This window comes from Rhodoferax sp. WC2427 (assembly GCF_040822085.1).
Taxonomy (GTDB): domain Bacteria; phylum Pseudomonadota; class Gammaproteobacteria; order Burkholderiales; family Burkholderiaceae_C; genus Rhodoferax_B.
In genome coordinates, this window is sequence record NZ_CP162006.1 from 1,056,340 (window position 1) to 1,081,111 (window position 24,772).

The 24,772-nt window shown below is 64.2% G+C and carries 22 protein-coding genes; 19 read left to right on the forward strand and 3 right to left on the reverse strand.

The features are described from left to right. Positions 1–12: 12 nt before the first annotated feature. Positions 13–768: an SDR family oxidoreductase gene (locus AB3G31_RS05125; RefSeq protein ID WP_367849118.1), complete on the forward strand. Its 756-nt coding sequence runs from the start codon at positions 13–15 to the stop codon at positions 766–768. Here the strand turns inward: AB3G31_RS05125 and AB3G31_RS05130 are convergent. From AB3G31_RS05130 to AB3G31_RS05140, 3 genes are all read right to left on the reverse strand, one after another. After that, positions 765–2,243 carry an NAD(P)H-hydrate dehydratase gene (locus AB3G31_RS05130; protein WP_367849119.1) on the reverse strand — a complete coding sequence of 493 codons (1,479 nt, stop codon included), beginning with the start codon at positions 2,241–2,243 and terminating at the stop codon, positions 765–767. The genes AB3G31_RS05125 and AB3G31_RS05130 overlap by 4 nt on opposite strands. Before the next feature lie 23 nt (positions 2,244–2,266). After that, positions 2,267–3,520 (reverse strand): FAD-dependent oxidoreductase, encoded by a 1,254-nt coding sequence (locus tag AB3G31_RS05135; RefSeq protein WP_367849120.1) that lies wholly within the window; start codon positions 3,518–3,520, stop codon positions 2,267–2,269. A gap of 93 nt (positions 3,521–3,613) precedes the next feature. Further along, positions 3,614–4,981: an amidase gene (locus AB3G31_RS05140; RefSeq protein ID WP_367849121.1), complete on the reverse strand. Its 1,368-nt coding sequence runs from the start codon at positions 4,979–4,981 to the stop codon at positions 3,614–3,616. 177 nt (positions 4,982–5,158) lie between these two features. Between AB3G31_RS05140 and rpsB the strand changes: the two genes are divergently transcribed. The 18 genes from rpsB to carB all read left to right on the forward strand — a co-directional run bounded on the left by rpsB (position 5,159) and on the right by carB (position 24,754). Further along, positions 5,159–5,917 (forward strand): 30S ribosomal protein S2, encoded by a 759-nt coding sequence (rpsB, locus tag AB3G31_RS05145; protein WP_367849122.1) that lies wholly within the window; start codon positions 5,159–5,161, stop codon positions 5,915–5,917. 92 nt (positions 5,918–6,009) lie between these two features. Then, positions 6,010–6,933 carry a translation elongation factor Ts gene (gene tsf / locus AB3G31_RS05150; RefSeq protein WP_367849123.1) on the forward strand — a complete coding sequence of 308 codons (924 nt, stop codon included), beginning with the start codon at positions 6,010–6,012 and terminating at the stop codon, positions 6,931–6,933. Positions 6,934–7,006: 73 nt separating this feature from the next. Beyond that, positions 7,007–7,729 (forward strand): UMP kinase, encoded by a 723-nt coding sequence (pyrH, locus tag AB3G31_RS05155; protein ID WP_367849124.1) that lies wholly within the window; start codon positions 7,007–7,009, stop codon positions 7,727–7,729. 24 nt (positions 7,730–7,753) lie between these two features. Continuing rightward, positions 7,754–8,314, forward strand: a complete 561-nt coding sequence (frr, locus tag AB3G31_RS05160; RefSeq protein WP_367849125.1) for a ribosome recycling factor — start codon at positions 7,754–7,756, stop codon at positions 8,312–8,314. Positions 8,315–8,328: 14 nt separating this feature from the next. Continuing rightward, entirely contained in the window at positions 8,329–9,051 is a 723-nt protein-coding gene (uppS, locus tag AB3G31_RS05165) for a polyprenyl diphosphate synthase (protein ID WP_367849126.1), read from the forward strand. 9 nt (positions 9,052–9,060) lie between these two features. Then, positions 9,061–9,912 (forward strand): phosphatidate cytidylyltransferase, encoded by an 852-nt coding sequence (locus tag AB3G31_RS05170; RefSeq protein WP_367849127.1) that lies wholly within the window; start codon positions 9,061–9,063, stop codon positions 9,910–9,912. Positions 9,913–9,922: 10 nt separating this feature from the next. Next, the gene (gene ispC, locus AB3G31_RS05175) at positions 9,923–11,095 is read left to right on the forward strand and encodes a 1-deoxy-D-xylulose-5-phosphate reductoisomerase (RefSeq protein WP_367849128.1); all 1,173 of its coding nucleotides are present in this window, start codon (positions 9,923–9,925) and stop codon (positions 11,093–11,095) included. Positions 11,096–11,129: 34 nt separating this feature from the next. Further along, positions 11,130–12,491, forward strand: coding sequence for an RIP metalloprotease RseP (gene rseP / locus AB3G31_RS05180; RefSeq protein WP_367849129.1), 1,362 nt, complete (start codon positions 11,130–11,132; stop codon positions 12,489–12,491). Between the two features lie 48 nt (positions 12,492–12,539). Further along, complete coding sequence (gene bamA, locus AB3G31_RS05185; RefSeq protein ID WP_367849130.1) at positions 12,540–14,837, forward strand: outer membrane protein assembly factor BamA; 2,298 nt, start codon at positions 12,540–12,542, stop codon at positions 14,835–14,837. Beyond that, positions 14,837–15,355: an OmpH family outer membrane protein gene (locus tag AB3G31_RS05190; RefSeq protein ID WP_367849131.1), complete on the forward strand. Its 519-nt coding sequence runs from the start codon at positions 14,837–14,839 to the stop codon at positions 15,353–15,355. The genes bamA and AB3G31_RS05190 overlap by 1 nt, the downstream gene beginning before the upstream one ends. Positions 15,356–15,375: 20 nt before the next feature. Beyond that, complete coding sequence (gene lpxD / locus AB3G31_RS05195; RefSeq protein ID WP_367849132.1) at positions 15,376–16,374, forward strand: UDP-3-O-(3-hydroxymyristoyl)glucosamine N-acyltransferase; 999 nt, start codon at positions 15,376–15,378, stop codon at positions 16,372–16,374. Further along, complete coding sequence (fabZ, locus tag AB3G31_RS05200; RefSeq protein ID WP_315186216.1) at positions 16,371–16,811, forward strand: 3-hydroxyacyl-ACP dehydratase FabZ; 441 nt, start codon at positions 16,371–16,373, stop codon at positions 16,809–16,811. The genes lpxD and fabZ overlap by 4 nt, the downstream gene beginning before the upstream one ends. Before the next feature lie 11 nt (positions 16,812–16,822). Further along, positions 16,823–17,611, forward strand: a complete 789-nt coding sequence (gene lpxA, locus AB3G31_RS05205; protein WP_367849133.1) for an acyl-ACP--UDP-N-acetylglucosamine O-acyltransferase — start codon at positions 16,823–16,825, stop codon at positions 17,609–17,611. 2 nt (positions 17,612–17,613) lie between these two features. Next, positions 17,614–18,771 carry a lipid-A-disaccharide synthase gene (lpxB, locus tag AB3G31_RS05210; protein ID WP_367849134.1) on the forward strand — a complete coding sequence of 386 codons (1,158 nt, stop codon included), beginning with the start codon at positions 17,614–17,616 and terminating at the stop codon, positions 18,769–18,771. Next, complete coding sequence (gene rnhB / locus AB3G31_RS05215) at positions 18,734–19,378, forward strand: ribonuclease HII (RefSeq protein ID WP_367849135.1); 645 nt, start codon at positions 18,734–18,736, stop codon at positions 19,376–19,378. The genes lpxB and rnhB overlap by 38 nt, the downstream gene beginning before the upstream one ends. Further along, positions 19,375–20,148 (forward strand): TrmH family RNA methyltransferase, encoded by a 774-nt coding sequence (locus tag AB3G31_RS05220; protein WP_367849136.1) that lies wholly within the window; start codon positions 19,375–19,377, stop codon positions 20,146–20,148. Before rnhB ends, AB3G31_RS05220 begins: the two co-directional genes overlap by 4 nt. A gap of 191 nt (positions 20,149–20,339) precedes the next feature. After that, on the forward strand, positions 20,340–21,503 hold the full coding sequence (carA, locus tag AB3G31_RS05225) for a glutamine-hydrolyzing carbamoyl-phosphate synthase small subunit (protein ID WP_367849137.1): 1,164 nt from the start codon (positions 20,340–20,342) through the stop codon (positions 21,501–21,503). Then, positions 21,503–24,754, forward strand: a complete 3,252-nt coding sequence (gene carB / locus AB3G31_RS05230; protein WP_367849138.1) for a carbamoyl-phosphate synthase large subunit — start codon at positions 21,503–21,505, stop codon at positions 24,752–24,754. The genes carA and carB overlap by 1 nt, the downstream gene beginning before the upstream one ends. The last annotated feature ends 18 nt before the right edge of the window (positions 24,755–24,772 follow it).

Consider the following 24,772-nt stretch of genomic DNA (forward strand, 5'->3'; position numbering starts at 1 on the left):
GGAAGCCCAGCCATGGAAAACCACCCCAAAGTCGCCATCGTCACCGGCGCAGGCAGCGGCATTGGCCGCGCCGTTGCCCTGGCGCTGCTGGCCGCCGGCTACCGCGTTGCGCTGGCCGGCCGCCGTGCGGAACCCCTGCACGCGGTGGCGCTGGAGTCCGGTGCCGCAGAGCGTGCCTTGGCCGTGCCTACCGACGTGACCGATGCCGCCGCCGTGCAGGCTTTGTTCGATGCCACGGTGGCCCAGTTTGGCCGGGTCGATCTGCTGTTCAATAACGCCGGTACCGGCACGCCTGCCGTGCTGCTGGAAGATCTGAGCCTGGCCCAATGGCAGAGCGTGGTGAACGTGAACTTCACCGGCATGTTTTTGTGCATCCAGCAGGCGTTTCGGGTGATGAAGGCGCAAAGCCCGCAGGGCGGGCGCATCATCAACAACGGCTCCATCTCCAGCACCACGCCGCGCCCGAACTCGATTGCCTATACCTCCACCAAGCACGGTGTGCGCGGCATGACCAAGGCCGCTGCGCTGGATGGCCGCAAGTACAACATCGCCGTGGGCCAGATCGACATCGGCAATGCCGCTACCGACATGACCAAGCGCATGACCACCGGCATCCTGCAACCGAATGGCGAGATGGTGGTCGAGCCGGTGATGGACGTGGCCATCGTCGGCAAGTCGGTGCTCTACATGGACAGCCTGCCGCCGGAGGCCAACGTGCTGTTCCACACCGTCATGGCCACCAAGATGCCCTTCGTGGGTCGCGGCTAGCTTCTTGCCAGCGCGCTGGCCGTCAGCGGCTGGCCCGCGGGCCAATGGTCTGCCGCCAGCCCGTGCGCAAATACCGCCTCGCAGGCGGCCACCACCGCATATTGGCCCATCGCCAGCCGGGCACCGACCATGCCGGCCAGCACATCCCCCGTTCCCGCCGTCGCCAGCCGTCCATTACCGGTGGGGTTGATGTGGGGCGTCTGGCTCGGCGCGGCGATGACCGTGCCCGAACCCTTGAGCACCGCCACGCAGGCGAAACGGTCGGCCAGTTGCTGGGCGGCCCCCAGCCGGTCGGCCTGGATCTGCGCGGTGCTGCAGCCCAGCAGGCGGGCGGCTTCCAGCGGATGCGGGGTGAGCACCGTGGGCAGGCTTTGGGTGGCGCGGGCGCGCAACTGGGCTTGCAGGGCGGTGTCGGCGGCGATGGCGTTCAGCGCGTCGGCATCCAGCACCAGCCGGGCGGCCTCAGCCAGTACCCGGGGCAGCAGGGCGCGCACCGCCTCGCCGCCGCCACAGCCGCACACCACGGCCAGCGCGTGCAAGGCCAGGGCGCTGGGCGCGCGGAACATCAGTTCGGGCTGTTGCGGGTGTACGCCCAGGCTGCCGCCGTCCAGCAGCCCGACGAAGACCCGCCCGGCGCCCGTGTGCAGCGCGGCGCTGGCGGCCAGCAGGGCGGCACCGGTCATGCCCGGTGCGCCGCCGAGGATGGCCACGTCACCGTAACTGCCTTTGTGGCTGGCATGGGTGCGGCTGGCCGAAAGCGGTGCGCCTACCAGTTGGGCCGTGGCGCCATGGGCCGTGGGGATGCCCAAGTCGTCCAACCAGACCTGGCCTGCGGCATCGCGGCCATGGCCGGTAAACAGACCTGGCTTGAGGCTGAGTAGGCACAGCGTGTTTTGTGCATAAATGATGCTGATAGCGCTTATTCCATCGGCGCTACCAGCTACTGATTGCATAGCAAAACTACCGGTGTCGGCTTGCAGGCCGGTGGGTAAATCGATAGCCAGGATGGGGGCCGGGCTGGCGTTCATGGCGGCAATCCATGCGGCCATGGTGCCTGCCGGGGCGCGGCTGCTGCCGATGCCCAGGAGTGCATCGATGCACAGGTCCTGGGTGGTCAGGGCGGTGGGCGGCGTATCGGCGAAAAGCACGCCTGCGGCGCGGGCGCGGGCCAGCGCGGCCAGGCTGTCGGCGGGGGCGCTGGCTTCTGTGCCCAGCCAGGTCACCACCACGGCGGTGCCGCGCAGATGCAGCTGGGTGGCGGCTTCCAGCCCGTCGCCGCCGTTGTTGCCGGGGCCGCAGGCAATCCACACGGTGCGGGCGTGCGGTGCCAGCGCCCGGGCCAGCCGGGCCACGGCCAGCCCGGCGCGCTGCATCAGGGTGTGGGGCGGCAGGTCGGCCATGGCGGCCTGCTCAATGCGGCGCGTGGCCGCGGTGTCAAACAGGGGGTGGGCGCGGTCAGGTGTGATGCGTTGCATGGCCGAATTGTGCGCCCGGGATCTCAGTGCCGCAGGCGCTCCAGTCCCCAACCGTCGATGTCCAGCTCCGGCACGCGGCCTGCCACCAGGTCGGCGGTGGCGCGGGCGCTGCCGCTGGCCAGTGCCCAGCCGTAGGCGCCGTGCCCCAGGTTCAGCCAGATGCCGGGCCGGCCGCTGGGGCCGATCACCGGGGTGCCGTCGGGCAGGGTGGGGCGGGCGCCTTTCCAGATCTGCACATTGCTGGCGAGCTGGGCCGCGCCGGGGAACCAGTCGTACAGCACCTGGTACAGGCGGGCGATGGCGGCTGGGTTTTTGGCATCGGCGCGGCTGCCCATGTCAAATCCGCCCGCCACGCGCACGCGCTGGCCCATGCGGGCAATCGAGATCTGGTGCTGGCCGTCGACCACCGCGCTGACCGGGGCGTTCAGGGGTTCGCGGATGGCGGCCGACAGCGAGTAGCCGTACACCGCCGCCAGCGGAATCTGCACGCCTAGCGGCCGCAGCAGCGCAGCCGAGGCCAGCCCGGCGCAGACCACCACCGCGTCAAAGCGGCGCGGCGTGGCCTCGTTTGCTATGGAAACGGTAGCTGCTGGCGCAGGTTCGATGTGCGCTACCGTGCGATTGAACTCAAATTGCACGCCAAGCTGCTGGGCTTCCGCCTTGAGCAGCATGGTGAACTGGCGGCAGTTGCCCACGGCATCGCCGGGCAGGTGGATGGCGGCGGCTAGGGGGGTGTCGGCGTTCAGGGCGGGTTCGTGCAGGCGGGCGGCCGGGGCATCGAGCTGTTGCCAGGCCACACCCGCCTCGCGCAGCCATTGCAGACCGGGCTGGGCCTGGTCCCGTTCTTTGGCGGTGCGCAGCAGCAGCAGGCTGCCCTCGATGCGGTCGTAGTCCAGATGCAGGTGGTGGGTCAGGGCTTGCAGGCGTTCGGCACTGTATCCGGCCAGGCGGTGCAGCCGGGCGCGGTGGTCTAGGTAGACGGCGGGTTGCTGGGCACTGCGGCATTTCCACAGCCAGGCCAGTTCGTTACCCGTCAGGCCCCAGCCCAGTTGGACGGGCGCGTTTCGGCTGAACAGACCCTGCAGCACGCTGCCGACCAGGCCGGGCGGGGCACTGGGCAAGGCGGTGCCCAGGGTGAGCAGGCCCGCACTGGCAAAGCTGGCCTCCTCGGCGGCGGCGCTGTGGCGCTCAAATACGGTGACCTGGTGGCCGTCGGCGGCCAACTCGTATGCGGTGCTGACGCCCACCACCCCCGCGCCAATCACGGCGACCTTCATGCGGCAAACACCCGCATCTTCTCAAACAACATGCAAACCTTAGATTTATAGAAAAAATGCTGCTTGCGCTTATTGGATAAGCGTAAGCAGCTATTAAAACTGTAGTGTAGCCTCGGCGAGCAATGCCAGGTTCAACAGGGTGTCGTCGTGCAGGGCGGCATGCCACAGCATCAGCCCGACCGGCAGTTCATCGGCGGTGTGGCAGGGCAGGGAGATGGCGCAGCCGTCCAGCATGTTGACCACGCTGGGGTTGCGCAGCAGCAGGCCGTTGGTGTGGAAGAAGGCGTCGTCGCGCTCCACGCCGGGGGCCACATTGGCGATGGGTGCGGCCACGGCGGGCACCGTGGGCGACAGCACGGCATCAAAGCCCTGCAGGGCGGTTTCCATCTTGGCGATCCAGGCAGTGCGGGCGGCGACCAGCTCGGCATATTCAAAGGCACGCATTTGCGATCCACGCTCGATACGGGCCAGCACGCGCGGGTCGTAGGCGGCGCGGATGTGCGGGCCGCGGGCCAGCAGCGGACGGTGCCAGATGTAGGCCTCCACCGCCGAAAAGCCGCCGGTCGCCTGGATGCCGTGCAGCTCGCGCACTTCTTCCAGCGGGATGTCCACCAGGGTTGCGCCCGCGTCGCGCAGGCGCTGCAGGCTGCGCTCGAAGGCGCGGGCCACCGTGTGGTCCATGCTGTCCAGAAAGCCGCTGCGCGCCACGGCCAGCCGGTAGCTGGAGAGTGGGGCGGCGCTGCGCGGCACCTGGCGCTGGGCCAGAATTTCATGCGCCAGAACTGCGTCGCGCACGGTCCGGGTCAGGGCGCAGGCCGTGTCCAAGGTGCTGGACAGGGGTACCGCACCCGCCGTGGGCACCAGGCGGGCGGTGCTTTTGAAGCCGACGATGCCATTCAGCGCCGCCGGAATACGGATCGAGCCGCCGGTGTCCGAACCCAGCCCGATGAAGGCCGCCCCGGTGGCCACCGACACCGCCGCGCCGGACGAGGAGCCGCCCGGAATCCGGGGCACCGTGCCGTAGATACGGGCACCGGCTGCCTGGTCGTAGCGCCCGTCCCAGGCGACCGGGGTGCCGTGGTGCGGGTTCACGCCCACGCCCGAGAAGGCGAACTCCGTCATGTTGGTGCGCCCCAGGATGCCGCCACCGGCCGCGCGCAACCGGGCCACGGCCGGGCTGTCGGCGGTGGCGGGGGCACGGTCGGCCAGGACCCGCGAGCCTGCGGTGGTCACCTCACCGGCCACGTCGAACAGGTCTTTGACCGAGATGGCCAGGCCGCCCAGCGGGCTGGCCAGGTTGGCCTGCGCCGCCTGGGATTGGGCGGGGTCGAATCGGGTCTGCAAAAAGGCATTGCGGCAGGCGGGCGACTGGGCAATGGCGATGGACCGGGCCATCTCTGCCGCCGAAGTGGTGTGCCCGGACTGCAGGGACTGGAGGGTGGAGGTCAGGTCTGGGCGCATGCGGGTAGGAGGGAGTGTGCTAGACTCCTTGGGTTTTGCTGATCGGTCAAACTTGTTTTGATTGTTGGTTAAAACAAATCGCAAACCAGTCCATTCAAGGTGTTGTCCTGTCATATTTTGTATATGAAACAGTGGCAAATCGGGCTGAATTTTAGACGCAACCTTAAGGAAAATACCATGTCCGTCAACATGCGCGAAATGCTCGAAGCCGGTGTCCATTTTGGCCACCAAACCCGTTTCTGGAACCCCAAGATGGCCCCGTTCATCTTCGGTCACCGTAACAAGATCCACATCATCAACCTGGAAAAATCGCTGCCGATGTTCCAGGAAGCGGCCAAGTTTGCCAAGCAACTGACCGCCAACCGTGGCACCATTTTGATGGTCGGCACCAAGCGCCAGGCCCGCGAAATCGTGGCCGGTGAAGCCGCCCGTGCCGGCGTGCCTTTCGTCGACCAGCGCTGGCTCGGCGGCATGCTGACCAACTTCAAGACCGTCAAGACCTCGATCAAGCGTCTGAAGGACATGAAGATCCAGCAAGAAGCCGGTCTGGACGCCATGAGCAAGAAAGAACAGCTGATGTTCGCCCGCGAAATGGTCAAGCTGGAAAAAGACATCGGTGGCATCCAGGATATGGTCACCCTGCCGGACGCCATCTTCGTGATCGACGTGGGCTTCCACAAGATCGCCATCCTTGAAGCCCGCAAGCTGGGCATCCCGCTGATCGGCGTGGTCGATACCAACCACTCCCCAGAAGGCATCGACTACGTGATCCCTGGCAACGACGACTCCTCCAAGGCTGTCGCTCTGTACGCTCGTGGCATCGCCGACGCGATCATCGAAGGCCGCAACAGCGCTGGCAATGACGTGGTCAAGGCCGTAGCCGCTGCGGAAAGCGCCGACGAATTCGTGGAAGTGAACGAGGCTGCTGCAGCCTAAGCGTTCCCCATGGCGCGGCGCACTGCCGCGATCAAAGAGGGGCGCAAGCCCCCTTTTTTTTACTAATTTAAGACGTTAAGACGGAGAAATATATGGCTGCAATTACCGCAAGCATGGTCGCTGAACTGCGTGGCAAAACCGACGCCCCCATGATGGAGTGCAAGAAGGCATTGACCGAAGCCGAAGGCGACATGGGCAAGGCTGAAGAGCTGCTGCGCGTCAAGCTCGGTAGCAAGGCGGGCAAGGCCGCTTCGCGTATCACCGCCGAAGGCGTGGTCACCAGCTACTTTGACGGCACCACCGGTGCTTTGCTCGAAGTCAATTGCGAAACCGACTTCGTGACCAAGAACGACAGCTTCCTGGCACTGGCCCAGGGCGCGGTCGAACTGATCGCCAAGAACAACCCTGCCGACGTGGCCGCCCTGAGCGCCCTGGCCTACGCCCAAGACGGTTTCGGCCCCACCCTGGAAGACGTGCGCAAGGGTCTGATCGGCAAGATCGGCGAAAACATGACGTTCCGCCGCTTCAAGCAGTTCAGCACCGGCGCCAAGCTGGCCGGCTACCTGCACGGCACGCGCATTGGCGTGGTGGTCGAGTTTGAAGGTGACGACGTGGCTGCCAAAGACGTGGCCATGCACATCGCCGCCATGAAGCCCGTGGCCCTGTCCAGCGCCGACGTGCCTGCCGACCTGATCGCCAAAGAGCGTTCGGTGGCAACTGCCAAGGCTGCAGAAGACGCTTCGGTGGCCGTGGCCGCTGGCAAGCCGGTCCAGTCCGACGAAATCGTTGCCAAGCGCATCGAAGGCGGCGTGCAGAAGTACCTGAAGGAAGTCTCCTTGTTCAACCAGTCTTTCGTCAAGAACGACAAGCAAACGGTTGAGCAGATGCTCAAGGCCACCGGCACCACCGTGAAAGCATTCACGATGTTTGTGGTGGGCGAAGGCATTGAGAAGAAGGTCGACGACTTCGCTGCCGAAGTGGCTGCCCAAGTGGCTGCTGCCAAGGCTACCGCCTGATTTTTCTGACGCAGTACTGACCTATTTTGCCCCTACCATTAGCCACTTTTCCACCATTACGAGGACTCTCCCCATGACCCAAGCCCAACCAGCCTACAAGCGCATTTTGCTCAAGCTGTCGGGGGAGGCGTTGATGGGCGACGACCAGTTCGGCATCAACCGCGACACCATCGTGCGTATGGTGGAGGAGGTTGCCGACATCACCCGTCTGGGTGTGCAGGTGGCGGTGGTGATCGGTGGCGGCAATATTTTTCGCGGCGTAGCGGGGGGTTCGGTCGGTATGGACCGCGCCACCGCCGACTACATGGGCATGCTGGCCACGGTGATGAATGCGCTGGCCCTGGCCGATGCCATGAACAAGGCCGGTCTGACCGCCCGCGTCATGTCGGCCATCGCCATCGACCAGGTGGTTGAACCCTATGTGCGCCCCAAGGCCTTGCAGTACCTGGAAGAGGGCAAGGTGGTGGTGTTTGCGGCCGGTACCGGCAACCCGTTTTTCACCACCGACACGGCTGCGGCCCTGCGCGGTGCCGAGATCGGTGCCGAGATCGTGCTCAAGGCCACCAAGGTGGACGGTGTCTACACCGCCGACCCCAAGAAAGACCCCAGCGCGACCCGTTACACCACGCTGACCTTCGACCAGGCGATGTCGCAAAATCTGGGCATCATGGATGCGACCGCCTTTGCGCTGTGCCGCGACCAGAAATTGCCGATCAAGGTGTTCTCGATCTTCAAACACGGTGCGCTACAACGCGTGGTGATGGGCGAAGACGAAGGTACCTTGGTCCACGCGTGAGCCGGACTTCCGAGGAGAAACCACATGACCATTGCCGACGTTAAAACCAATCTGCAGGCCCGGATGGAACAGTCCATCGTGGCCTTCAAAAACAACCTGTCCAAGATCCGCACAGGCCGCGCCAACCCCGGTTTGCTCGACACCGTGCACGTCGACTACTACGGCTCCATGGTGCCCATCAGCCAGGTGGCGAATGTGTCGCTGATCGACTCGCGCACCATCGGTGTGCAGCCCTGGGAAAAGAGCATGGCGGCCAAGGTGGAAAAAGCCATCCGCGACAGCCATCTGGGCCTGAACCCCGCGTCCATGGGCGACCTGATCCGGGTGCCCATGCCCGCCATGAGCGAAGAGCGCCGCAAGGAACTCACCAAGCTGGCCCGCACCGAAGGCGAAAGCGCCAAGATCATCGTGCGCAACGTGCGCCGTGATGCCAACGAAGCCATCAAAAAGCTGGTCAAGGACAAATTGGCCTCGGAAGACGACCAAAAGCGCGCCGAAGCCGAAGTCCAGAAGATCACCGACCGCCACATCGCCGAAGTGGACCAACTCGTAGTCGCCAAAGAAGCCGACATCATGGCCGTCTAGGCCTGGCTGCGCCGATGGCTACTCCTGTTCCCCACCACATCGCCATTGTCATGGACGGCAATGGCCGCTGGGCGAACCGGCGCTTCATGCCGCGCCTGGCCGGGCACCACCAGGGGGTGGATGCGCTGCGCCGTTGCGTCCAGGCCAGCCTGGACCGGGGCGTGGGCGTGTTGACCGTGTTTGCGTTTTCGTCTGAAAACTGGGACCGGCCGGCCGAAGAAGTCTCGGGCCTGATGTCGCTGATGGTCAGCGTGCTGGCCAAAGAGGTGGTCAAGCTCAAAGCCAACGGTGCGCAACTGCACTTCGTGGGCAACCTGTCGGCGCTGTCCGACAAGGTCCGCAACGGCCTGCTGGAAGCTGAAAAAGAAACCGCGGGCAACCACAAGCTGGTGCTCAACATCTGCTTCAACTACGGTGGCCGCTGGGACATTACCCAGGCGGCGCAAAAACTGGCAGCCAGCGGCGAGCCCATCACCGAAAAAAGCATGGACCGCGCCATGGCCCTGGCCCATTCGCCCGACCCGGATCTGTTGATCCGCACCGGCGGCGAATTCCGTATCAGCAACTTCCTGCTGTGGCAGGCGGCTTATTCGGAGCTGGTGTTCAGCGACAAACTCTGGCCTGAATTTGACGAGGCCGCGCTGGACGAGGCGATCGCCGTCTACAACGGCCGCGAACGCCGATTTGGCAAAACCTCGGCCCAGGTCGCACCTGCAGCTGCCGGCCCCATCACCTGAGTCTTCCCTATGCTGCTGCAACGCGTTATCACGGCCCTGGTTTTGCTGGCCCTACTTTTGCCTGCGTTGTTCTATCCTGCGCCCGAGCCCCTGTGTCTGCTGGCCATTGTGGCCATCGCCGCGGCAACCTGGGAATGGGGCCGTATGAATGGCATGGCGCAACCCAAGTCGGTGGCACTGGCTATGGCCATGGTGTTCGCCTGCCTGCTGTCGTGGATCATGGGCCTGCTGACGGCGCACACGCCCACGCTGTGGACTATCGCTGGCGCGGCCTGGGTGCTGGTGGGCGGCTGGCTGCTGCGCAACGGCGCGCGCGGCTGGGCCAACATCGACAAGATCGTGCGCGGCATCGTCGGTTTTGCCGCCCTGTGGCTGGCCTGGCTGGCAATTTGCCAGGCGCGGGTCATCGGCACCAATTTTTTGCTGTCGGTGCTGCTGCTGGTCTGGGTGGCCGACATTGGAGCCTACTTTGCGGGCCGGGCGTTCGGCACGAAGTTCTTCAAAAACAAGCTCGCCCCCGCCATCAGCCCCGGCAAAAGCTGGGAAGGTGTGTGTGGCGGCATGCTGGGTGTGCTGGTGCTGGCGGGCGTGTGGGTCTGGGCCGACCACGCCTGGGCTTCCCCGGTGGCCAGCCTGTACACCCGGCTGGCACAGCACAGCGGTATTCTGTTGGTGGTGGCCGTGCTGTTCATGGCGGCCATGAGCGTGGTGGGGGACCTGGTCGAATCGCTGATCAAGCGCAGCGCCGGGGTCAAAGACAGCAGCGGCCTGCTGCCCGGCCACGGTGGCGTGCTGGACCGGGTGGATGCGCTTTTGCCCACCCTGCCGCTGGCGATGATGCTGGTATCGATAGTCGGCTAAGGACGGACGCATGCGACAGGTTTTGACGATTTTGGGTTCCACCGGCTCGGTAGGGACCAGCACACTCGACGTGGTGTCCCGCCACCCGGACCGGTTTGAAGTATTTGCGCTTACCGCGGCGACCCAGGTGGATTTGATGCTGCAGCAATGTGCGCAGTTCAAACCCCGCTTTGCGGTCATGGCCAGCCTGCAGCATGCAGAACTGTTGGCCGAAAAAATTAAGCAAAATAGCATTCCCACGCTTGTTCTATCAGCGCAAGCAGCTATTGAAATGGTAGCGTCTCACCCCGAGGTCGATGCGGTCATGGCGGCGATCGTCGGCGCGGCCGGCCTGGCCCCGTGCCTGGCCGCAGCCCGTGCTGGCAAACGCCTGCTGTTGGCCAACAAAGAGGCGCTGGTGGTGGGCGGCGAGGTGTTTCTGGCGGCCGTGAAGCAAGGCGGCGCCTTGCTGCTGCCGATTGACAGCGAGCATTCGGCTGTGTTCCAGTCGCTGCCCGAAGATCCGGCGGTCTGGCCCCGGCGCATCGAGAAAATTATGCTGACTTCGTCGGGCGGCCCGTTCCGCACCCGCGATCCCGCAACGCTGCGCGACGTGACCCCCGAGCAGGCCTGCGCCCACCCGAACTTCGCCATGGGCCGCAAGATTTCGGTGGATTCGGCCACCATGATGAACAAGGCGCTGGAGGTGATCGAGGCCAAATACCTGTTTGGCGTGACGCCCGAGCAGATCGAGGTGGTGATCCATCCGCAGCAAATCATCCATTCGATGGTGCAGTTCCACGATGCCTCGGTGATGGCCCAGCTGGGCACACCGGACATGCGGGTGCCGATTGCCTATGGCCTGTCCTGGCCCGAGCGCATCGAGAGTGGCACGGCGCGGTTGGACTTTTCCAAAATGGCGGCCATGACGTTCGAGGTGCCGGATTTCCAGCGCTTTCCCTGCCTGCAACTGGCCTGGGAAAGCCTGCGTGCCCCGTCGGGCACCTGCGCGGTGCTGAATGCGGCCAACGAGGTGGCAGTGGCCGCCTTTTTGGACCGGCGCATCCGCTTTGACCAGATCCATGCGATCAATCTTGCAACTTTGGCGGCGGTAAGCCCCTCCAAGCCCCAGACGCTGGAAGATTTGCTGGCGTTGGACGCGGAATCCCGCGCTGTTGCGCAGCAGGCCCTACCCTGTCTGTAGATTTCCGCCTGTAAATGCACCCATAAGGATTGCCATGCTGACCATAGTGGCTTTTATCGTTGCGCTGGCCTTGCTGATTGCGGTGCACGAGTACGGCCACTACCGCGTCGCGGTGGCCTGCGGTGTCAAGGTGCTGAAGTTCTCCATCGGTTTCGGCCAGACGGTGCTGCGCTGGCGGCCCAAGGGGTCGCCGACCGAATTTGTCATCAGCGCGTTTCCGCTCGGCGGCTTCGTGAAGATGCTGGACGAGCGCGAAGCGCCAGTGGCCGCCGAGGAGCGCCATCTGGCCTTCAATACCCAGTCTTTGCCCAAGCGGGCGGCCATCGTGGCGGCAGGGCCGGTGGCGAATCTGCTGCTGGCGGTGTTGTTGTACGCGCTGGTCAACTGGAGCGGGGTGGAGGAGCCCAAAGCCATTCTGGCCAGCCCCACCATCGGCTCGGTGGCCGAAAAAGCCGGCATCCAGGGCGGCGAGACCGTCACCCGGGCGGCCTGGGACGGCGAAGCTTTGGAAGAGGTTGCCTCGTTTGACGAACTGCGCTGGCTGCTGACCCGTGGCGCGCTGGACAGCCGCGATGTACGTCTGGAACTGGCTACGTCCGCGCAAGGGGCCCGGCGCGAGGTGGTGATGGCGCTGGCTCCACTGCATGCCCAGGAGGCCGATGCCCAGCTGTTTCGCGCCATCGGTGTGCTCGGACCCTGGACGCGTCCGGAGCTGGGCGAGGTCAAGCCCGAGGGCGCAGGCGCCCGCGCGGGCCTGCTCCGTGGCGACCTGGTGCTGCGGGTGGGTGATACACCCATCGTGGACGGCCAGCAACTGCGCGACACCATCCGTGGCTCCTTGTCGGGTGGGCAGGCGTTGGCGCAGGTGTGGCAGGTTGACCGTAACGGCCAGCGGCTGGCCCTGACCGTCACCCCGGATGTGGCACCCGACGGGCTGCAGTCGATTGGCCGCATTAACGCTTTTGTGGGTGCCATGCCCGAGATGCTGACCGTGCGCTACGGCCCGCTGGATGGCCTGTGGCGCGGCGTGGAGCGCACCTGGGAGGTATCGGGCCTGACCCTGCGCATGATGGGCCGCATGCTGGTGGGCGAGGCCTCCATCAAGAATTTGAGCGGCCCCTTGTCGGTGGCCGAGTACGCGGGCAAGTCGGCCAGCCTGGGCTTTACCCAGTACCTGGTATTTTTGGCCCTGATCAGCGTTAGCCTTGGGGTCTTGAACCTGTTGCCGATCCCGATTTTGGACGGTGGGCACCTGTTGTATTATCTTTGGGAGGCTGTCACAGGCAAACGCGTATCCGATGCCTGGATGGAACGCTTGCAGCGCGGAGGCGGTGCAGTGCTGTTGTTGATGATGTCCATTGCACTGTTTAACGATGTCCACCGCCTGTTTGGCTAATATTCACCCGACTTACCGCCTGGCGCGGTTCCAGTCCCACCATATTCCATGAAAAATCATTTCAATAGCTTTCGCCTGCGGTCCATGTCGGCTGCCGTGGCGCTGGTACTGGCTGCCAATACGGCCTGGGCCGTGACCCCTTTTGCCGTGCGCGACATCCGCATCGAAGGTCTGCAGCGCGTCGAGCCGGGCACCATTTTTGCGTCTTTGCCATTCCGTGTGGGCGACACCTACAACGACGACCAGGGCTCGGCGGCCATCCGCTCCCTGTTCGCCCTGGGGTTGTTCAAGGACGTGCGGCTGGAGGTAAGCGGCGACGTGTTGGTGGTCGTGGTGGAAGAGCGCCCCACGATTGCCGATGTCGAGTTTGTTGGCTCCAAGGAGTTTGACAAGGACGCGCTCAAAAAGTCCATGCGCGATGTGGGTCTGACCGATGGCCGCCCGTTTGACAAAGCCCTGGCCGACCGCGCAGAGCAGGAACTCAAGCGCCAGTACATCAACAAGAGCCTGTACGCCGCCGAAGTGCAGACCACGGTGACCCCGATAGAGCGCAACCGCGTCAACCTGACCTTCACCATCACCGAAGGCGAGCCCGCCAAGATCAAGGACATCCACATCGTGGGTGCCAAGGCCTTCAGTGAATCCACGCTGCGCAACCAGTTCGAGCTGGACACCGGTGGCTGGCTCAGCTGGTACACAAAATCCGACCGTTACACCCGCGCCAAGCTCAACGCCGACATCGAAACCCTGCGCTCCTACTACCTGTCGCGCGGTTACCTGGAATTCAAGGTCGACTCCACCCAGGTGGCGATTTCGCCGGACAAGCAAAGTATGTCGGTCACCATCAACGTGACCGAAGGCGAGCGTTTTGTGGTGTCGGCGGTGCGCCTGGAAGGCAACTACCTGGGCAAGGACGATGAGTTCAAGTCGCTGGTCAGCATCCAGCCCGGCGAGGCCTATAACGCCGACCTGGTCGCCAAGACCACCAAGGCCTTCAAAGACAACTTCGGCAGCTTCGGCTTTGCCTTTGCCCAGGTCGAGGCCAAACCGGAAATCGACCGCACCACCAACCGTGTGGTGCTGGTAATGCAGTCCGAGCCCTCGCGCCGCGCCTATGTGCGCAAGGTCAACGTGGCGGGCAACAGCCGTACCCGCGACGAAGTCATCCGCCGCGAATTCCGCCAGTTGGAATCGTCGTGGTACGACGGTGACAAGATCAAGCTGTCGCGCGACCGGGTCGACCGCCTGGGCTTCTTCAAGGAAGTCAACGTGGAAACCCAGGACGTGGCCGGTTCGCCCGACCAGGTGGATGTGCAGGTCAATGTCGAAGAAAAATCCAGCGGCAGCATCCAGCTGGGGGCCGGTTTCTCCAGCGCCGACAAGCTCTCGCTGTCGTTCAGCATCAAGCAGGAAAATGCTTTCGGTTCGGGCAATTACCTGGGCCTGGAAGTCAATACCAGCAAATACAACCAGGTGGTGGTGGTCAGCACGGTGGATCCGTATTTCACCGAAAGCGGCATTTCCCGCTCCATCGACATCTTCCACCGCGCCACCAAGCCCTATAACGACCAGGGCGGCAACTACGAGCTGGTCACCCAGGGCGCGGGCCTGCGCTTTGGCGTGCCGTTCAGCGAGCTCGATACGGTGTATTTCGGTGGCAGCCTGGAACGCACCACCATCAAGCCGGGCACCAACATCCCGGCTGCCTACCTGGCCTATGCCGAAGAGTTTGGCTACACCAGTCTGGCCATCCCGTTAACCATTGGCTGGTCACGTGACGACCGTGACAGCACCTTGGCCCCGAGCACCGGCGTATACCAGCGCCTCAACACCGAAGCCGGTCTGTTTGGCGATGCGCATTACCTGCGCGCCAACTACCAGTACCAGCAGTACGTGCCCCTGACCAAGCAATTCACGCTGGCCTTCAATGGCGAAGTGGGCTTTGGCAAAGGCCTGGGCGGCCGGGCTTTCCCGGTGTTCAAGAACTTCTACGGTGGCGGTCTGGGCTCGGTGCGTGGCTTTGAGCAGGGCACCCTGGGCCCGCGCGACGTGACCGGCTCGGTCATCGGTGGCCCCAAGAAATTCACCCTCAATACAGAAATCCAGTCCCCGTTCCCCGGTGCGGGCAACGACCGTACCCTGCGCCTGTTCGCCTTTGGTGACATCGGCAATGTGTACGGTGAAAATGAAAAAATCCGCTTTGGCGAAATGCGGGCCTCGGCCGGTGTGGGTCTGAGCTGGATTTCTCCCGTCGGCCCTCTGCGTTTGGCTTACGCCAAGCCCATTCGCAAGTTTGCTGGCGATAGAATCCAATCCTTGCAATTCCAAATAGGTACGTCTTTCTAATGAAGAACTTTCTACGCCAATGCGGATCTGGCATTTTGTTCGGGGCTATCCTCCTGTCGGCCCATGCGCAGGCGGACGAGTTCCGCGTCGGGTTCGTCAATACCGACCGTATCTTCCGTGAGTCTGCCGCCGCCAAGACGGCCCAGGCCAAACTGGAGCAAGAATTCGCCAAGCGTGAAAAAGAACTCAGCGACGCCGGTGCGGTGCTGAAAACCGCCTCGGACAAGTTCGAGCGCGAAGCTGCCACCCTGGCGGAAAGCCAGCGCGTCTCGCGCCAGAAAGTGCTGGTCGACCAGGACCGCGACTTCCAACGCAAGCGCCGTGAATTCCAGGAAGACCTGAACTCCCGCAAGAACGAAGAACTGCAGCAAGTGCTGGAAAAAGCCAACAAGGTGATCAAGCAAGTGGCGGAAACCGAAAAGTACGATGCCGTGCTGCAAGAAGCGGTCTACATCAACCCCAAGCACGACATCACCGACAAGGTCATCAAGGCCTTGAACGCCATTCCCGCCAAGTAAACCCACCAGAGGACTCCAGCATGGCGCTGCGTCTAGGCGCGATAGTGGAAGCCCTCGGAGGGGCGTTGCACGGAGACGCGGAGCTGTCGATCGACGGCATCGCGCCGCTGGAGTCGGCAGGCCCATCGCAGCTGGCTTTCCTCAGTAATCCCAAGTACCAGCAGCAGCTCGCCCGGTCCCAGGCGGGTTGCGTGATCGTGGGTCCCGCCCAGGCCGATATGGCCCTGGCCCGCGGTGTCTGTATCGTCGCCGACGCGCCGTACCTGTACTTCGCTAAAGTCACCCAGCTCTGGAAGCGCCAGCGTCCGGCACCTGCCGGCCCGGCCATCCACCCCAGCGCGGTGGTCGACCCCAGTGCCCAGATCGACCCCAGCGCCCGTATTGGCCCACTGTGCGTGGTCGAGCGCGGAGCCTGCATTGGTGCCAACACGGTGCTCAAGTCGCGCGTCACGGTGGGTGAAGATTGCCGCATCGGCGACCGTTGCCTGCTGCATGCGGGCGTGGTCATCGGCGCCGACGGCTTTGGCTTTGCGCCCCATGCAGGTGCCTGGGAAAAGATTGAGCAACTCGGGGCGGTATGCATCGGCAACGATGTGGAAATTGGTGCCAACACCTGCATAGACCGGGGCGCGCTGCTGGATACCGTGATATCCGACGGGGTCAAGCTCGACAACCTGATCCAGATCGGCCACAACGTCTTCGTGGGTGCCCACACCGCCATGGCGGGCTGCGTCGGCGTGGCGGGCAGCGCCCACATTGGCGCGCATTGCACCGTGGGTGGTGGCGCAATCGTGCTGGGGCATTTGACCCTGGCCGATGGTGTCAACATCTCGGCCGGCACGGTAGCCACCCGCTCCATCACCCAGCCCGGCCATTACACCGGCATGTTTCCGATTGACGACAACGCCAAGTGGGAAAAAAATGCCGCCTCCCTCAAGCAGTTACATAGCCTGCGCGACCGCCTGAAAGCGGTTGAGAAAACCTTAGAACAACTCCAACAGAGCCCCGAAAAACCATGATGGACATCCACCAAATCCTCAAGCAACTGCCACACCGCTATCCTTTCCTGATGGTGGACCGGGTGCTGAGCATCGAAAAATCCAAGTCCATCCGCGCGTTCAAAAACGTCACCATCAATGAGCCTTTTTTTGAAGGCCACTTTCCGCGCCGCCCGGTCATGCCCGGTGTGCTGATGCTGGAAGCCCTGGCCCAGGCCGCTGCCTTGCTGGCCTTCGACGCTCTGGGTAAATCGCCCGAGGACGACACCGTGTACTACTTTGCGGCCATCGACAATGCCCGCTTCAAGCGCCCGGTCGAACCCGGCGACCAGCTGATGCTGGACGTGGAGCTGGTGCGCATGAAGTCCGGCATTTTCAAGTTCAAGGGCAAGGGCACCGTGGGCGACGAGCTGGCGGTCGAAGCCGAGCTGACCTGTGCCATGCGCACCATCGCCTGAGTGTTGCCCCCGTGACCGCCATCCACGCCACCGCCCTGGTTGATCCGTCCGCGCAGCTGGACGCGTCGGTGACCATCGGCCCCTACACAGTGGTCGGCCCGCACGTGAAGATCGGCGCGGGCACCACGGTGGGGCCGCACTGCGTGCTGCAGGGCCACACCACCATTGGCCGCGACAACCGTATCTTCCAGTTCAACTCCCTCGGGGCCGACCCACAGGACAAGAAGTTCGCAGGCGAGCCCACCGAGCTGGTGATTGGCGACCGCAACACCATCCGCGAGTTTTGCACCTTTAACCTGGGTACGGTGCAGGACGCGGGCGTGACCCGCATCGGCAGCGACAACTGGATCATGGCCTACGTGCACATCGCGCACGACTGCCTGCTGGGCGACCAGATCACCATGGCCAACGGCGTCACCCTGGCTGGCCATGTGCAGGTAGGCGACTGGGCCACCGTGGGCGGCCTCACCGGCGTGCTGCAACGCATGCGCATCGGCGCGCATTCCATGGTCGGCTTTGCCAGCCACATCGGCAAAGACGTGCCGCCCTTCATGGTGGTGGACGGCAACCCGCTGGCGGTGCGTGCCGTCAACCTGGTCGGCCTGAAGCGGCGCGACTTTTCCGATGCGCGCCTCAAAGCCATCCGCGAGATGCACAAGCTGCTCTACCGCCAGGGCAAGACGCTGGACGAGGCCCGCAGCGCCATCCAGGCCTTGGCTGCCGAGGTGCCCGAAGCTGCTGCCGACGTGGCCCTGATGGATGGCTTCCTGGGCAGTTCCGTCAGCGGTATCGCCCGCTAGCCATGTCCGATCCCCGCGTCGCCATGGTGGCCGGAGAGGCCTCTGGCGACTTGCTCGCAGGCCTGGTGCTGGACGGCCTGCGGGCCCGCTGGCCCGACCTGCAATCCAGTGGCATTGGCGGGCCGCAGATGGCCCGGCGCGGCTTCCAGGCGCAGTGGCCCAGCGAGCGGCTGGCGGTGCACGGCTACAACATGGACGTGTTTCGCCGCCTGGCCGAGCTGCTGCGTATCCGCAAACAGCTGCGTGAGCGCCTGCTGCGCGAGCGGCCCGGCGTGTTCATCGGCGTGGATGCGCCCGACTTCAACCTGGGGCTGGAAACGGCACTGAAAGCCGCTGGCATCCCCACCGTGCACTTCGTCTGCCCGTCGATCTGGGCCTGGCGCGCCGACCGGGTGGACAAAATCCGCCGCGCCGCCGACCACGTGCTGTGCATTTTTCCGTTCGAGCCCGATCTGCTGGCCCAGCACGGCATTGCCGCCACCTACGTGGGCCATCCACTGGCCAATGTGATCCCCCTGCAGCCCGACCGCGCCGCCGCGCGGCAGAAGCTGGGGCTGGCCCCCGAAGACACCGTGGTCGCCATCCTGCCCGGCAGCCGCCAGTCGGAAATCAAATACCTGGCTTTAAGGTTCTTTCAGGCTGCAGCGCTTATTCTGGAAGCGCAACCAGCTATAAAATTTGTAGTACCCGCGGTGCCTACGCTGCGCACGCAAATTGAAGCCCTGGCCACCGAGGCGGGCATGGCCGGGCGCATCCAGATGGTTGCGGGCCAGTCGCATACCGTGCTGGCCGCCTGCGACCTGACCCTGATTGCCAGCGGCACGGCCACGCTGGAGGCCGCGCTGTTCAAGCGGCCCATGGTGATTGCCTACAACATGCACTGGTTTTCGTGGCGCATGATGCAGCGCAAGCAGCTCCAGCCCTGGGTGGGCCTGCCCAATATTTTGTGCCGCGACTTCGTGGTGCCCGAGCTGCTGCAGGACGCGGCCACGCCCCAGGCCCTGGCCGATGCCTGCCTGCAGTGGCTGGCGCCGTCCGCCTCTGCGAGAATCGCGGCCCTTGAAGCCACATTCACCGCGCTGCACCACAGCCTGCAGCGCGATACTGCCCAGTTAGCCACCGATGCCATCCAAAAAATTATCGCCACCCGTGCAAGCTGAGTTGACCTGGCCCACCCGGGGCCTGGTGGCCGGGGTGGACGAGGCCGGGCGCGGCCCGCTGGCCGGGCCGGTGGTAGCCGCCGCCGTGATCCTGGACGAACGCCAGCCGATTGCCGGCCTGGCCGACTCCAAGAAGCTCACCGCCAAGCGCCGCGCCCAGCTGTACGACGAAATCCTGGCCAAAGCCCTGTGCTGCTCGATCGCCGAGGCCAGCGTGGAAGAAATCGAAACACTCAACATCCTGCAGGCCACCATGCTGGCCATGCAGCGGGCAGTGCTTGGCCTGCGGCTCAAGCCCGGCCACGTGCTGGTGGACGGCAACCGTGTGCCGGTGCTGGCCATGACCAGCGAGGCCATCGTCCAAGGCGATGCCCTGGTGCCCGCGATATCGGCCGCGTCCATCCTGGCCAAGGTCACCCGCGACCGCTGGTGTGCCCAGGTGGATGCCGACTATCCGCAGTACGGGTTTAAAGGGCACAAGGGCTATGGCACGGCCGCGCACCTGGCGGCGCTGCAGGCGCACGGGGCCTGCCCCTTGCACCGCAGGACGTTTGCTCCCGTCACCCAGGTGATGGCACGTATGGCTTTGACGGCGGTGCTGGCATGAGCTCGGACCCCATCACCCACCTCCAGTCGCGCGACAACCCACTGCTCAAGGAACTGCGCCGCCTGTCGCAAGACAGCACCGCCTACCGCAAACAAGGCCGTGTGTGGCTGGAGGGCGACCACCTGTGCCGCGCCGCGCTGGCCCGGGGCTGGAAACCGGCCATGGCGATTTTTTCAGAGTCTTTTTGGCCTCTAGCGCCCGTGGAATGGGCGAGAGCAGCTACGAAAGTAATAGTAATCAAGGATGCTTTGTTTGCCGACCTGAGCAGCCTGGAATCACCCGCCCAGATGGGTTTTGTGGTCGATTTGCCGAGCACCGCCGCGCTGGACCCGGCCGCCGCCAGCGTCATCCTCGACCGGGTGCAGGATGCCGGCAACGTGGGCTCCATCCTGCGCAGCGCCGGGGCTTTCGGTTTCCAGCAGATCATCGCCCTCAAGGGCACGGCGGCGCTGTGGAGCCCCAAGGTGCTGCGCGCGGGCATGGGCGCGCATTTCGGCCTGCGCCTGGTCGAGGGCGTGGAGCCCGAGGCGCTGGAGGCCCTGACCGTGCCGCTGGTCGTCACCAGCTCCCACCAGGGCGCGCTGCTGCAAGACCAGACGTTGCCATACCCCTGCGCCTGGGCCATGGGCCACGAAGGGCAGGGCGTGGGCCCGGCCCTGCTGGCGCGCGCCACCGTGTCGGTGCGCATCGGCCAGCCGGGGGGGGAAGAGTCGCTGAACGTGGCCGCAGCGGCGGCGATTTGCCTGCACGCGTCCTCTGTGGGGCGCTGACGGGCGCAACCCAGGTTCAGGGTTTGCCCGTGGTTTGGGCCAGGATCTGCAACAGTGCTCGGCTATAATCGTGGGCTTTCCCGCATCCACGTACGCCTAGCGCCGGTCTTACCGAACCCCCTTCCAGAGCATTTGCAAGAGTTTTACTCTTGGACCGCTTGGGCGTACCCGTAACTATTTCGGAGAACCCAGTGCTTTTGTCTCTCAAGGGAACCTTCCCATCCGCCATTCTGGCGCTCGCAGACGGCACGGTCTTTGTTGGCAACTCCATTGGAGCCCCCGGCTCCACCGTGGGCGAGGTGGTGTTCAACACCGCCATGACCGGCTACCAGGAAATCCTCACCGACCCCAGCTACTGCCAGCAGATCGTCACCCTGACGTACCCGCACATCGGCAATACCGGCGTCAATGTGGAAGACGTGGAAGCCGCCCGCGTCCACGCCGCCGGTTTGGTCATCAAAGATCTGCCGCTGGTCGCCTCCAACTTCCGCAGCCACCTCACTTTGTCGGACTACCTGGTCCAGCAAAACACGGTCGCCATCGCCAACCTCGACACCCGCAAGCTGACCCGCCACCTGCGCACGCATGGCGCGCAAAACGGCTGCATTCTTGCGCTGCCCACAGGCCAGAGCGTCAACGCTGAAAACACCGCCCAGGCCGTGGCTGCCGCCCAGGCTGTGCCCAGCATGGCCGGTCTGGACCTGGCCAAGGTGGTCTCCGCCAAGGAGTCCTACGCCTGGACCCAGACCGAATGGAATCTGGTTGGCGGCTACGGCAACCAGGACGCGCCGCGCTTCCACGTGGTGGCCTATGACTTCGGGGTCAAGTTCAACATTCTGCGCATGCTGGCCAGCCGCGGCTGCCGCATCACCGTGGTGCCCGCGCAAACCAGCGCCGCCGAAGTGCTGGCACTCAAGCCTGACGGCGTGTTCCTGTCCAACGGCCCCGGCGATCCGGAGCCCTGCGACTACGCGATTGCCGCTGCGGCAGAGCTGATCGAGTCCGGCATCCCCACCTTCGGCATCTGCCTGGGCCACCAGATCATGGCCCTGGCCAGCGGTGCCAAGACCTTCAAGATGAAGTTCGGCCACCACGGTGCCAACCACCCGGTGAAAGACCTGGACGATGGCCGCGTCAGCATCACCAGCCAGAACCACGGTTTTGCGGTGGACGCGGCCACGCTGCCCGCCAACCTGCGCGCCACGCACATCAGCCTGTTCGACGGCACGCTGCAAGGCCTGGCCCGTACCGACAAGCCCGCGTTCTGCTTCCAGGGCCACCCCGAGGCTTCGCCCGGCCCGCATGACATCAGCTACCTGTTTGACCGCTTCATCGTGCTGATGGAGAAAAACTAATGCCTAAACGCCTAGACCTTCAATCCATCCTCATCATTGGTGCGGGCCCGATCATCATCGGCCAGGCCTGTGAGTTCGACTACTCCGGCGTGCAGGCCTGCAAGGCGTTGCGCGAGGAGGGCTACCGCGTCATCCTGATCAACAGCAACCCCGCCACGATCATGACCGACCCGGCCACGGCCGACGTGACCTACATCGAGCCCATCACCTGGCAGACGGTCGAGAAGATCATCGCCAAAGAGCGCCCTGATGCGATCTTGCCCACCATGGGCGGCCAGACTGCGCTGAACTGCGCACTCGACCTGTGGCACAACGGCGTGCTGGCCAAGTACACCGGCGCGGCCACCGGCAAGCCCGTGGAGCTGATCGGCGCCAAGCCCGAAGCCATCGACAAGGCCGAAGACCGCCTGAAGTTCAAGGACGCGATGACCAAGATCGGCCTGGGCTCGGCCCGGTCCGGTATTGCACACAGCATGGCCGAGGCCTGGGACGTGCAAAAGACCCTGGGTTTCCCCACCGTCATCCGCCCCAGTTTTACCCTGGGCGGCACCGGCGGCGGCATTGCCTATAACTCGGAAGAGTTTGAAACCATCTGCAAGCGCGGCCTGGAAGCTTCGCCTACCAACGAGCTGCTGATCGAAGAGTCGCTGCTGGGCTGGAAAGAGTACGAGATGGAAGTGGTGCGCGACACCGCCGACAACTGCATCATCGTCTGCTCCATCGAAAACCTGGACCCGATGGGCGTGCACACCGGCGACTCGATCACCGTGGCCCCCGCCCAGACCCTGACCGACAAGGAATACCAGCTGCTGCGCAACGCCAGCCTGGCCGTGTTGCGCGAAATCGGCGTGGACACCGGCGGCTCCAATGTGCAGTTCTCCATCAACCCGGTCGATGGCCGCATGGTGGTGATCGAGATGAACCCGCGCGTGTCGCGCTCCTCGGCACTGGCCTCCAAGGCTACCGGCTTCCCGATTGCCAAGGTGGCGGCCAAGCTGGCCGTGGGTTACACGCTGGACGAACTGCGCAACGAGATCACCAACGGTGCCACGCCCGCCAGTTTCGAACCCAGCATCGACTACGTGGTCACCAAGATCCCGCGTTTTGCGTTTGAAAAATTCCCCACCGCCGATTCGCGCCTGACCACGCAGATGAAGTCGGTCGGCGAAGTCATGGCCATGGGCCGTACCTTCCAGGAATCCTTCCAGAAAGCCCTGCGCGGACTGGAAGTGGGCGTGGACGGCATGAACGAAAAGACCCAGGACCGCGAAGTGCTGGAAAAAGAGCTGGGCGAGCCTGGCCCCGAGCGCATCTGGTACGTGGGCGACGCATTCGCCGCTGGCTGGACAGTGGACGAAGTGTTTGCCCTGACCAAGATCGACCCCTGGTTCCTGGTGCAGATCGAGCAGATCGTGAAGATCGAGCTGGAGCTGGAAACCAAGACCTTGGAAGACATCGACGCGGCCACCCTGCGCGCCCTGAAGCAAAAAGGCTTCTCCGACCGCCGCCTGGCCAAGCAGCTCAAGACCACCGACACGGCCATCCGCAATGCCCGCCGTGCCCTGGGCGTGCGCCCGGTGTACAAGCGCGTGGATACCTGTGCGGCAGAGTTCGCCACCGACACCGCCTACCTGTATTCGACCTATGAGGCCGAGGGTGCCGAGTGCGAAGCCGCGCCCACCGACAAGAAGAAGATCATGGTGCTGGGCGGCGGACCGAACCGCATCGGCCAGGGCATCGAGTTCGACTACTGCTGCGTGCACGCCGCGCTGGCCATGCGCGAAGACGGGTACGAGACCATCATGGTCAATTGCAACCCCGAAACCGTGTCCACCGACTACGACACCTCCGACCGCCTGTACTTCGAGCCGCTGACGCTGGAAGACGTGCTGGAAATCGTCGACAAGGAAAAGCCTTTTGGCGTGATCGTGCAGTATGGCGGGCAAACCCCGTTGAAGCTGGCGCTGGATCTGGAAGCCAATGGCGTGCCCATCATCGGCACCAGCCCCGACATGATCGACGCGGCCGAAGACCGTGAGCGCTTCCAGAAGCTGCTGCACGAACTTGGCCTGCGCCAGCCTCCCAACGCCACGGCCCGTACCGAGCCCGAAGCGCTGGAAAAGGCCGCCGCCCTGGGTTACCCCCTGGTGGTGCGCCCAAGCTACGTGCTGGGTGGCCGGGCCATGGAAATCGTCCACGAGCAGCGCGACCTGGAGCGCTACATGCGCGAGGCCGTCAAGGTCAGCCACGACTCGCCGGTGTTGCTGGACCGCTTCCTGAACGATGCCATCGAATGCGATGTGGACGCGATCTGCGACGGCCAGCGCGTGTTCATCGGCGGCGTGATGGAGCACATCGAGCAAGCGGGCGTGCACAGCGGCGACTCGGCCTGCTCGCTGCCTCCGTACTACCTGTCGGCCGAGACCGTCACCGAGATCAAACGCCAGACCACGGCCATGGCGCATGCGCTGAAGGTGGTAGGCCTGATGAACGTGCAGTTTGCCATCCAGCATGTGGACGGCAAAGACGTGATCTACGTGCTGGAAGTCAATCCGCGTGCATCCCGCACCGTGCCCTTCGTCAGCAAGGCTACCGGCATCCAGCTGGCCAAGGTGGCCGCGCGCTGCATGGTCGGCCAGTCGCTGGACGCGCAGGGCATCTTCAAGGAAGTGACTCCGCCGTATTTCAGCGTCAAGGAAGCCGTGTTCCCGTTCGTCAAGTTCCCCGGCGTGGACACGATTCTCGGCCCCGAGATGAAGTCTACCGGCGAGGTGATGGGCGTGGGCAAGACTTTTGGCGAAGCCTTCGTGAAATCGCAAATCGGCGCGGGCACCAAGCTGCCGCGTTCCGGTAAAGCCTTTGTGTCGGTGAAAAACAACGACAAGGCGCGTGCCGTGGAAGTGGCGCGTGGTTTGGCTGCCTTGGGCTTTGATTTGATCGCCACCAAGGGCACGTCGGCGGCTTTCCAGGCCGCGGGCATTGCCTGCACCACGGTCAACAAGGTCACCGAAGGCCGGCCGAACATCGTCGACATGATCAAGAACAACGAGATTGCCCTGGTCATCAACACCGTGGAAGAGCGGCGCAACGCAATTGCCGACTCGCGCCACATCCGTACATCGGCTTTATTGGCCCGCGTCACCACCTTCACCACCATTTTTGGTGCCGAAGCGGCGGTGGAAGGCATGCAGTACCTGGACGACCTGGATGTCATCTCGGTACAGGAAATGCATGCGCAGTTGTTGGCTTAAGCCGTATTTGGAGTTGTA